Below are 2,113 nucleotides of genomic sequence, written 5' to 3'. Positions count from 1 at the left end.
CAGTAGTTTCTTCAGTAACTTCTTTGTTTCCGCATGATGCAGAGAATAACATTCCTGCGATTGCGAACATTGCAAATACCTTTTTCATGATGATTTGTTTATTTCTTTTTTATTAAGCGTGCAAAGGTACTTCCATTTATTACATTAACAAGCTTTTAATAAGAATTATTTATTTCTTTTTATAAGTAATTTTTATTGGAACTCCCTCAAAATCAAAGTTTTCCCGAATTCTGTTTTCAAGGAACCTGGAGTAGGGAGACTTGATGTACTGGGGAAGGTTGCAGAAGAAAGCAAAAACAGGATTTTTGGTGGGCAATTGGGTAATATATTTGATTTTAATATACTTCCCTTTCAGTGCCGGTGGCGGATATTTCTCTATTTCCGGAAGGATATATTCATTCAATTTGGAAGTAGCTACCTTTCTGGTTTTGTTCTCATAAACTTTCACCGCCAATTCAATCGCTTGGAAAATCCTTTGCTTTGTTTCGACTGATGTAAATATGATCGGGATCCATTTGTTTTCACCCAATTTTTCCACCATGTCCTTTTTGATTTTATCCAAGGTCTTGTGGTCCTTCTCAACAAGGTCCCATTTATTGACCATCACCATGATTCCTTTGTTGTTTTTAATACCCAAGGAAATCAAGTTGACATCTTGGGCTTCTAAACCTCTGGTCGCATCAATCATGATAATCAAAACATCTGATTCTTCTAAGGTTCTCAATGAACGCATGACAGAATAAAATTCAATGTCTTCTTTGACTTTTGCCTTTTTTCTGATTCCTGCAGTATCGGTGATGATAAAATCCTGACCGTACATTTTATACCGGGTATGGATGGCATCACGGGTAGTGCCGGCTTCATTAGTGACTATGGACCTTTCCTGTCCCAATAAGGCATTCAAAAAGGAAGATTTTCCTACATTGGGTCTTCCCAAGATTGCAATTTTTGGGATACCTTCATCAGGGTCCTCTTCTCCTTCATCCGGAAAATGTTTGATCACCTCGTCCAACAAATCCCCTGTACCGCTGCCACTGACTGCTGCAATTGGATATACCTCGTTTTCACCCAAACCCAAAGCGTAGAATTCTGCTGCCAATAATGATTTTTCCGGGCTGTCAGCCTTGTTGGCTACGATGAAAATGGGTTTTTTGGAACCTCGGAGTTCATTGGCAAAATCCTTATCCATATCTGTCAGCCCATCCAAACAATCCACTACAAAGAGAATCACATTCGCCTCTTCAATGGCCAATTTTACCTGTTTACGGATTTCGGCTTCGTACATATCATCAGAACCGATGACATAGCCACCGGTATCAATGACCGAAAAAAACTTACCGCCCCACTGCCCATGACCATAATGCCTGTCACGCGTAACCCCACTGACATTGTCTTCAATGGCTTTTCGTTCTTCCACTAATCTATTAAAGAAGGTTGATTTCCCAACATTGGGCCGACCTACTACTGCTACTATATTTGCCATTCTGCTATGTTCTTATTGGTCGTAACCAAATTTCTTCAACTTATTTTTGTCTTTTCTCCAATCGTCTGCCACTTTGACGAAAGTTTCCAAGAAAATCTTTTTTCCAAAGAATTTCTCCATCTCCATACGGGCCTGAGTGCCGACTCTTTTCAAAGCCTTACCACCTTCACCGATGATAATTCCTTTTTGGCTGTCGCGCTCCACGTAGATAATGGCACGAATTCGAATGATTGTTTCTTCTTCATAGAAATCCTCAATAGCTACTTCCGTACTATAAGGTATTTCCTTTCTGTAATTCAGGAAGATTTTCTCCCGGACGATTTCAGAAGCAAAGAAACGCTCCGGTCTATCAGTAAGTTCCTGTTTATCATAGAAGGGCTCGTGAACAGGGAGACGGTCAAGGATTTCCTGAAGAATACGCTCAGTATTGAAGCTTTCGGTCGCAGAGATCGGGATTACCGTCTCTGATTTGATGCGTTGGGTCCAATAAGCGGTCACTTCATCCAATTGATTTTCTTTGGAAAGGTCAATTTTGTTGATTACTAAGAGCACAGGAACACCTGATTGGTTGATTTTTTCAATTACGTCTTCTATTTCTGCGTCAGTTTCAAATAGATCGGTTACGAAAAG

General features: G+C 40.0%; 2 protein-coding genes. Both read right to left on the bottom strand.

All coding sequences use genetic code 11. The features are described from left to right. Positions 1-169 precede the first annotated feature (169 nt). Positions 170-1,483: a ribosome biogenesis GTPase Der gene (gene der / locus ACEW8U_RS03495; RefSeq protein WP_373520644.1), complete on the bottom strand. Its 1,314-nt coding sequence runs from the start codon at positions 1,481-1,483 to the stop codon at positions 170-172. Between the two features lie 12 nt (positions 1,484-1,495). Then, positions 1,496-2,113 (bottom strand): GTPase Era (gene era, locus ACEW8U_RS03490; protein ID WP_373520643.1); only part of this gene is annotated, 618 nt, incomplete at its 5' end.

It is taken from the genome of Aquiflexum sp., from assembly GCF_041751335.1.
GTDB lineage: Bacteria > Bacteroidota > Bacteroidia > Cytophagales > Cyclobacteriaceae > Aquiflexum.
The sequence above is the reverse complement of the archived record's forward strand: the minus strand, read 5'-3'. Positions and strand labels throughout refer to the sequence as shown.